The sequence below is a fragment of the Mycobacteriales bacterium genome (assembly GCA_035995165.1).
Taxonomy (GTDB): Bacteria; Actinomycetota; Actinomycetes; order Mycobacteriales; family CADCTP01; genus CADCTP01.
Genome location: DASYKU010000028.1, coordinates 25,107 through 31,106, shown reverse-complemented (window position 1 = coordinate 31,106; position 6,000 = coordinate 25,107). Strand labels below are relative to the sequence as shown.

General features: G+C 71.8%; 4 protein-coding genes and 1 rRNA gene. All 5 read right to left on the bottom strand.

The features are described 5' to 3' along the window. Positions 1 to 338, bottom strand: a 16S ribosomal RNA gene (locus VGP36_05375); the annotation flags it as partial. A gap of 984 nt (positions 339 to 1,322) precedes the next feature. Beyond that, positions 1,323 to 2,585, bottom strand: coding sequence for a tyrosine--tRNA ligase (gene tyrS / locus VGP36_05370; protein HEV7654158.1), 1,263 nt, complete (start codon positions 2,583 to 2,585; stop codon positions 1,323 to 1,325). A 77-nt stretch (positions 2,586 to 2,662) separates the two neighbouring features. Continuing rightward, a complete protein-coding gene (locus VGP36_05365; protein ID HEV7654157.1) occupies positions 2,663 to 3,325 on the bottom strand; it encodes a DNA-3-methyladenine glycosylase in 663 nt (220 codons plus the stop codon). Continuing rightward, the gene (gene argH / locus VGP36_05360; GenBank protein HEV7654156.1) at positions 3,283 to 4,731 is read right to left on the bottom strand and encodes an argininosuccinate lyase; all 1,449 of its coding nucleotides are present in this window, start codon (positions 4,729 to 4,731) and stop codon (positions 3,283 to 3,285) included. Before argH ends, VGP36_05365 begins: the two co-directional genes overlap by 43 nt. Next, positions 4,728 to 5,951, bottom strand: a complete 1,224-nt coding sequence (locus tag VGP36_05355) for an argininosuccinate synthase (protein HEV7654155.1) — start codon at positions 5,949 to 5,951, stop codon at positions 4,728 to 4,730. Before VGP36_05355 ends, argH begins: the two co-directional genes overlap by 4 nt. Positions 5,952 to 6,000 lie beyond the last annotated feature (49 nt).

The window sequence follows — 6,000 nt, the reverse complement described above, 5'->3', positions numbered from 1 at the left end:
AGGAGTCTGGGCCGTGTCTCAGTCCCAGTGTGGCCGGTCACCCTCTCAGGCCGGCTACCCGTCGTCGCCTTGGTAGGCCGTCACCCCACCAACAAGCTGATAGGCCGCGGGCCCATCCTCAGCCGAAAAACTTTCCACCTCGTTGGATGCCCGTAGAGGTCGTATCCGGTATTAGCCCCGGTTTCCCGGAGTTATCCCAGAGCTGAGGGCAGGTTGCCCACGTGTTACTCACCCGTTCGCCGCTAGGACACCTACCCGAAGGTAGGGCCTCGCTCGACTTGCATGTGTTAAGCACGCCGCCAGCGTTCGTCCTGAGCCAGGATCAAACTCTCCGTGAATGCTTTGTATGGCTTACCGGACCGTCCACGACGGGCCGGAGTGCCTACGGAGTGATCGCTGGTCTCGACAAGCTGTGTGCTCGTCGTGTACCAAAGGAATCCACAGCAGGATTCGGAGCCAGTCGGTGACTGGACCCAGCCCCTGCCACGGGGTAAAACTTGGCACTGACTTTCGGCACGCTGTTGAGTTCTCAAGGAGCGGATGCGCACCGGTCTAGACCTTTCAGTCTGTCTCGGGGCAACTCGCTGAACGTTACTTGGTCGGTTTCGCGCTGTCAAACCGGAGTTCGAGTCCCGCACCGCCCGTCCATCCTTCTTTGCCACGGTGTGACCCGCGGTTCCGAGTGATGGAGCCCGTCCCGTCCGGCGAAGTTCTCCGGCGTTCGGGGCGTGGAACACGTTAGGAGGGCGGTGGCTGCGGAGTCAAATCCGCTTCCGTCGCTCTCCCGGACCGTGGTCCGGCGACACCGTTGACTCACGCCGACAGTGTCGATCGAGCACGCCGGCGAACCGGCGCTGGAGCATCGAACCCCGACCGGACCGCGGTCGATGACCGCGATCCCAGCTGGCACTGATCCTGAGCGGACACGCGCCGACCGGCTGGCCGTCACGTACGTACCGCAGATGTGCCGAACCCACGCCGACCTTCGTCAGCGGGTCCGGAGGTCTGATGCTCGTCACCGCAGCGGATGGTCCGCTCCGGAGACCAACATCAGACCCGAGGCCCCTCCCCGAACTTCACGACGGCCGGATGTTCCCTACGACGGGCTCCGGACTGCCGATCCTTCGGACCGAGGCGCTTGTTCCTGTCACAACCTTACATGCTTGCTCCGGCTGGTCCGTGGCGGGCGTTCCCGTCGTTGGGCCCCACTCTGGTTCAACCGACCGGGTGTCCGGCAGGCAGCAACGTTACACGGCGTTGCCGCCGGCGCTCGATCCGACCCGCTGTGGGCCCAATCGGGTGACGGCGGCGACGCGTCCGCGTCAGCCGGACAGCCGGACGAGGTTCCGCTTGCCCGCGGCCAGGACGTGCCCGGCCAGCCGGTCCCGGCCCAGGTCGTACTCGCGGGCGGGCAGCCGGTCCCCGTCCACCCGGACGGCGCCGTCGTCGACCAGGCGTCGGGCGGCGCTGCTGGACCTGGCGAAACCGAGCTCGACCAGCAACGCGGGCAGGTGCACCGGGTCCCCCGGCGGCAACGCCCGTTCCGGCAGGTCGTCGGGCACCTCGTGCTGCCGGTGCACGGTGTCGAAGCGACGTTCAGCCGCCTCGGCCGCATCCGGGCCGTGGTAGAGCGCGACCACCTCGGCCGCGATCCGGCGTTTGGCCCGGTTCGCGGCCGGGCCGCCGGCGGACGCCTCGCGTTCCAGCTCGGCCACCTGGTCCGGGCGCAGGTCGGTCGCCAATCGGGCGTAGTGCCCGATCACCGGGTCCGGGATCGACATCACCTTGCCGAACTGCTCGTCCGGTGGCTCCTCGATCCCGATCCAGTTGCCGAGCGACTTGCCCATCTTCTCGACCCCGTCGGTGCCCACCAGCAGCGGCACGGTGAGCACCGCCTGCGGGGGTTGGCCGTGCGTCCGTTGCAGATCGCGGCCCATGAGGTTGTTGAACGTCTGGTCGGTCCCGCCGAGCTCGACGTCCGAGTGCACCGCGACCGAGTCGATGCCCTGCAGGAGCGGGTAGAAGAACTCCACCAGCGAGAGCGGCAGATGCTCGCGGTGCCGGCGGGCGAAGTCGTCCCGTTCCAGCAGGCGCGCGATGGTCACCTCCCGCGCGTACGACATGATCTCGGCCATCGTCATCGGGTCGAGCCACTCGGCGTTGTCCCGGACCTCGACCCGATCCGGGTCCAGCACCCGCATCAGTTGCTCGAAGTAGCGCCGCGAGTTCTCGGCGGTCTGCTCGGCGGTGAGCGCGGAGCGGGTGTTCGTCCGGCCCGTGGGATCGCCGACCCGGCCGGTGAAGCCGCCGACGATGAGCACCGCGGTGTGCCCCAGGTCCTGGAACTGGCGGAGCTTGCGCAGCACGACCGCGTGGCCGAGCGTGAGGTTCGCGCCGGACGAGTCGATGCCCAGCTTCACCCGCAACGGCCGGCCCTCGCGCTCGGCGGCCAGCAGGCGCTCGGCCAGGCCGCCGGCCGGGAGCACCTCGGCCGCTCCGAAGGCGAGCCGGTCGTGCGCCTCGCGCAGCGGCGGCGGCAGGTCGTCGGCGCTGACGCCGGGTGGTGGCGAGGTGGTCGCGGTCACGGTAGGAGTCTGCCGTACGGGCGCGAGCCCAGTACCGGTGCCGCCGGCGTCAGGCACACAGACCGGGGCCGGCCGGATCAGGTGGGGATGGAGCGGCGGCGGGTGGCGGCTCGGTAGAGGCTGACGGTGGGGTCGTCGGCGATCCAGAGTCGCCAGGGGCGGTCGGCCGCCACGGCGACGCCGACGCGCGGGCCGGTCCTGATGTCGGCGTCGGCGACCGGGGTGCCCGTGCGCAGCCGGACCGGAGAGGCGTCGTCGAGCAGGTCCGCGCCGGTGTCGGGGCCGGTGAGGCCGAGCGCGCTGGCGAGCCGGGCCGGACCGCGGGCGAGCTCGACGTCGGTGCGGGCGGCCGGTCGGCGGGCGCGCGCGAGGTCGACGCCGGTGACGACCCGGCCGGCCCGCAGCAGCACGGCGCTGGCGTCGCCGTCCGGTCCGGTGACGACGTTGCAGCACCAGTGCATGCCGTAGACGAAGTAGACGTACAGGAAGCCGGCCGGTCCGAACATCACCGCGTTGCGCTTCGTACGGCCGCGAAAGGCATGCGAGGCGGGATCCACCGGTCCGGCGTAGGCCTCCACTTCGGACAGTGTCACCGCGACAGTCCCCTGTGGACCGTCCACTTCGAACACCGCGCCGAGCAGGTGCCGGGCCGCGACGAGCACCGGGCCGGACAGCAGATCCTGATCGAAGGGTCGGCTCAGCGGCCCAACTCCCCCGCTGCTGCCTTCTCCGCCGACCACGCCAGGTGATCCTGCACGGTCCCGGTCAGCTCGGCCAGCTGATCGGCCACCCGGTCCGGCGCGGTGCCGCCGTGGGCCGAGCGGGCCCGCAGCGCCCCCGGCACGTCGAGCACCGTACGGACCTCCGGGGTGAGCCGCGGGTCGACGGCGGCGAGCTCGGCGTCGTCCAGGTCGGTCAGCTCCTTACCGGCCCGCTCGCAGTAGGACACGACCTCCCCGGCGATCTCGTGGGCCTGCCGGAACGGCACCCCGGTCCGCACCAGCCACTCGGCGACATCGGTGGCCAGCGCGAAGCCTTCGGGCGCGGCCGCGGTGAGCCGGGCGGTGTCCACGGTCATGGTCCGGATCAGCCCGGCCAGCGCCGGCAGCACCAGCAGCAGCTGCTCGACCGCGTCGAAGGCCGGCTCCTTGTCCTCCTGCAGGTCCCGGTCGTACGCGAGCGGGAGGCCCTTGAGCGTCACCAGCAACCCGGTCAGCCCGCCGATGAGCCGGCCGGCCTTGCCCCGGGCCAGCTCGGCGATGTCCGGGTTCTTCTTCTGCGGCATGATCGAGGAACCGGTCGAGTACGCGTCGTCGAGCCGGATCCAGCGGAACTCGCTGGTGGCCCAGAGGCAGATCTCCTCCCCGATCCGGGACAGGTGCACGCCCAGCAACGCGGTCACGAACAGGAACTCGGCGACGAAGTCCCGGTCGGAGACCGCGTCGATCGAGTTGGTCGCGGCCGAGCGGAAGCCCAGCTCCTGCGCGGTCAGCTGCGGGTCCAGCGGCAGCGACGAGCCGGCCAGCGCGCCGGCGCCGAGCGGGCTCACCGCGGCCCGCCGGTCCCAGTCCCGCAACCGGTCGAGGTCGCGGGCCAGCGCGTGCACGTGGGCGAGCAGGTGGTGCGCGAACAGCACCGGCTGCGCGTGTTGCAGGTGGGTCATGCCGGGCATCGGCACGTCCCGGTGCTCCTCGGCCCGGCCGACCAGCGCCGCTTCCAGCTCGGCGACCGCTCCGGCCAGCTGCCGGGCGGCGTCGCGCAGGTAGAGACGCAGGTCGGTGGCGACCTGGTCGTTGCGGCTGCGGCCCGCGCGGAGCTTCCCGCCGAGCGGGCCGAGCCGCTCCAGCAGCCCCCGCTCCAGCGCGGTGTGCACGTCCTCGTCGTCGATCGTGGCCACGAAGGTGCCGGCCCGGACGTCGGCCTCCAGGTCGTCCAGCGCGCCGAGCATCCGGGCCAGCTCGTCGTCGTCGAGCAGGCCGGCCCGGTGCAGGACGCGGGCGTGGGCCCGGGAGGCGGCCAGGTCGTACGGCGCGAGCCGCCAGTCGAACTGCACCGAGACCGACAGCCGGGCCAGCGCCTCGGCCGGTCCGCCGGAGAACCGGCCGCCCCACAGCCGCATGCCGCCGGGCGGGGTCGGCACGGTCATGCCGGCCCCGGCCGGTCGGCCTTGCTCACGGCCAGGTCCCGGGTCGCGGCGATCCGGCTGGGGAGGCCCCAGAGCTGGACGAAGCCGCGGGCGAGCGACTGGTCGAAGGTGTCGCCGGTGTCGTACGTGGCCAGCGCGTAGTCGTAGAGGGTGGCCTCGCTGCGGCGGCCGGTCGCGACGGCGGAGCCGCCGTGCAGCCGGAGCCGGACCTCGCCGGTGACGTGCTCCTGGGCCGAGTCGAGGAAGGCGTCCAGGGCCCGCCTGAGCGGGGAGAACCAGAGCCCGTCGTAGACCAGCTCGGTCCAGCGCTGCCGGACGCCCTGGGTGAACCGGCGCAGGTCCCGCTCGACGGTGAGGTCTTCGATCTCCCGGTGCGCGGCCAGCAGGGCGATCGCGCCGGGCGCCTCGTACACCTCACGGCTCTTGATGCCGACGAGCCGGTCCTCGACCATGTCGAGCCGGCCGACGCCCTGGCCCCCGGCCCGGACGTTGAGCTCCTCGATGGCCTGGCGCACGGTCACCGGCCGGCCGTCGATCCCGGTCGGCACGCCCTGGTCGAAGCGGATGAGCACCTCGTCCGGCTCCCGCGTGACGGTCGGGTCGGACGTGTACGAGTAGAGCTCCTCGATCGGCGAGTTCCAGGGGTCCTCGAGGAAGCCGGTCTCGACCGCGCGGCCCCAGAGGTTCTGGTCGATCGAGTACGGCGAGCGGCCGCTGACGTCGATCGGCAGGCCGGCCCGCTCGGCGAAGGCGATCGCCTCGTCCCGGGTCATGCCGGCGTCCCGGACCGGGGCGAGCACGTGCAGGTCGGGGGCGAGCGCACCGATGCCGACCTCGAAGCGGACCTGGTCGTTGCCCTTGCCGGTGCAGCCGTGCGCGACGGTGTCCGCGCCGTACTTGCGGGCGGCCTCGACCAGCGCCTTGACGATCACCGGCCGGGACAGCGCCGAGACCAGCGGGTACCGCTCCATGTAGAGGGCGCCGGCCTTCAGCGCGGGCAGGCAGTAGTCGTCGGCGAACTCCTCGCGCAGGTCGAGCACCTCGGACTCGACGGCCCCGCAGGCCAGCGCGCGCTTGCGGACCTCCTCCAGGTCCTCGCCGCCCTGGCCGACGTCGGCGGCCACGGCCACCACCTCGGCGCCGGTCTTCTCGGCTATCCAGCCGATGGCCACGGAGGTGTCCAGCCCTCCGGAGTAGGCGAGGACGACACGCTGGGTCACGGATGTCTCCTAGATGTTCTCGCCCCGGCGTCAGGCCGGCGCGGGTCGG

What these genes read in the sequence shown, in the direction of transcription:
- argH (HEV7654156.1), bottom strand. Translation starts at nt 4,731, where the DNA reads ATGACCGTGCCGACCCCGCCCGGCGGCATGCGGCTGTGGGGCGGCCGG.